The sequence below is a fragment of the Acidiphilium sp. PM genome, assembly GCF_000219295.1.
In the GTDB taxonomy this organism is placed as follows: Bacteria; Pseudomonadota; Alphaproteobacteria; order Acetobacterales; family Acetobacteraceae; genus Acidiphilium; species Acidiphilium multivorum.
In genome coordinates, this window is sequence record NZ_AFPR01000274.1 from 1 (window position 1) to 2,124 (window position 2,124).

Here is a 2,124-nt window from a genome sequence, read left to right on the forward strand (position 1 = left end):
CACCAGGGTCAGCGCCGCCCGCGCCTCGCCCCGCGCGGGTGCCGCGAGCAGCGTGTCGAGCGTGCCGCCGACCGTCAGATCCGAGGTCACCGACGATCCATCCCCCACCACCGCGGCGAAATCGCCCGAGGCCTGCAGCCAGGTCATCAGCGCCGCGGTCGCCGCATCCGCCGGCGCTGTGGCCCAGCGGTTGTAATAGCCGCGATGGATGCTCCCATTGGCTTCGAGCGTGATCAGCCCGCGATCGGTCAGCGCCGGGCCGGCATCGAGGCCATGAACCTTCACCACCTTGCGTGAGGGGCGGGATGCCGGGTGGAGATCCGGCGCCGGGGCGAGCGGCCAGTCGGTGCGCGGGCGGTAGGGCTGTTCCGACAGCACCGTGCCGCAGCCGGCAAGGGCCAGCGGGGCGGCGAGGGCGAGGCGGCGGGAGATCGGGGTCATGGCGTCTCTCTCGGCGGTTCCCTGCCGCGCAGCGCGGCGGCGGGATTGCGTTTCAGCGTGTCGGACAGGTCTTCGAGATTGGCCGAGGCCTGCTTCAGCGATTGCAGGATCGGCAGCATCTGCCGCTCGACCATCGCCGTCGCCTCGTTGGCGTGGCGGATCGTCGCCTCCGACTGGGCGATCAGCGCCGGCATCGCCGCACTCGCCTTCGCGAGTGCCGCACTCGTGGTTTCGAGCTGCTGCAGGATCTCGCGGGTCTGCGTGCCGTCGGCCAGGGTGCGCATCGAGCGGGTCGTCGCCGGCAGGTCGGCCTGCCTGACCTGGTGCTTGAGCTCGACCAGCAGCCCGTTGACATTGGCCAGCGCCTCGTGAGCGCTGCCGGTGGTCAGTTCGCGGTTCACGGTGTCGATCATCGAGGTCAGCGTGTCGATCGTCCGGCCGAGCTTCACGTGCCGCATGTTGTTGAGGAAGCCCTGCACCGCGTCCTGCACCTCGGTCAGCGTGCTCGGCACCGAGGGGATGACGAGATGATGCGGCGTCCAGGGCACGGACTGCGGCGGGTTGTTCTGCGGGTTGACGAAGCTGAGTTCGAGATAGGCGAGGCCGGTGATTCCCTGCGGCGCGACCTGCACGCGCAGCCCGTGCTGGATCGCTTCGAGGATGTCGGCATCGCGCCCGAGCTTGCGCGGGTCGATCCGGTACTGGACCACGACCTGGTGATAGACCTTCTCGTTCAGGTTCTTCGGGTCGGGTGGCGGATAGTCCGCCGCGACGAGGCCGATCTCGCTCACCTTGCCGATCGTCACCCCGCGGAACTTCACCGCCGAGCCGACATCGAGCCCCTGCACCGATTCGCGGAAATAGGATTCATAGACCGCGCCCGGCCGGAACATGTTGCCCGACAGCAGGAAGACGAGCCCGACCAGCACGACGATGGCGCCGATCACGAACAGCCCGGTGCGCAGTGCGGCGCCTCTGGGTTCCATCAGCGCCCTCCCGTGATCCGGCTCATGCGGGATCCTCCTCGCGGTTGAAAAACGCGCGCACGCGCGGATGCGTGGCCGCGGCCTTGAGCTCGCGCGGCACGCCGAGCGCGATCATGCCGCGCGCCTCGCGATCTAGCATCAGGCAGCGGTCGGCGATCGCGAAGATCGAGGCGAGCTCGTGGGTGATCACGACGAAGGTGCAGCCGAGGGCGGCGCGCAGGTCGAGGATCAGCCGGTCGAGCCCGGCGCCCGTTATCGGGTCGAGCCCGGCGGAAGGCTCGTCAAGAAACAGGATCGGCGGGTCGAGCGCCAGCGCGCGGGCGATCGCGGCGCGCTTGGCCATGCCGCCGGAAATCTCCGCCGGCAGCCGGTTCGCCGCTTCCGCGAGGCCGACCAGCGCGAGCTTCACCCGCGCGATCTCGGCGCGGGCGGCGGAAGGCAGGTCGGTGAAAACGGTGAGCGGGAGCATCACGTTCTCCAGCAGGGTCATCGAGCCGAACAGCGCACCGGACTGGAACATCACCCCGATCTCGCGGCGGACCGCCTCGACCTCGGCCACCGTGTCATGCCCGGCAACGGTGATCCGCCCCTCGGTGGGGCGGAGCAGCCCGATCATCTGCTTGAACAGCGTTGACTTGCCGCAACCCGAGCCGCCGAGCACGACGAACACCTCGCCGCGCGCGACCTCGAAGCTCAC

3 protein-coding genes are annotated in these 2,124 nt (G+C 69.5%); all 3 read right to left on the reverse strand.

The window, feature by feature from the left end; all coding sequences use genetic code 11:
• Positions 1-441 (reverse strand): ABC-type transport auxiliary lipoprotein family protein (locus APM_RS11195; protein ID WP_007423490.1); only part of this gene is annotated, 441 nt, incomplete at its 3' end.
• Positions 438-1,427 carry an MlaD family protein gene (locus APM_RS11200; protein ID WP_007423491.1) on the reverse strand — a complete coding sequence of 330 codons (990 nt, stop codon included), beginning with the start codon at positions 1,425-1,427 and terminating at the stop codon, positions 438-440. The genes APM_RS11195 and APM_RS11200, both read right to left, overlap by 4 nt.
• 22 nt (positions 1,428-1,449) lie before the next feature.
• Positions 1,450-2,124: ABC transporter ATP-binding protein (locus APM_RS11205; protein WP_007423492.1), on the reverse strand; the 675-nt coding region annotated here is incomplete at its 5' end.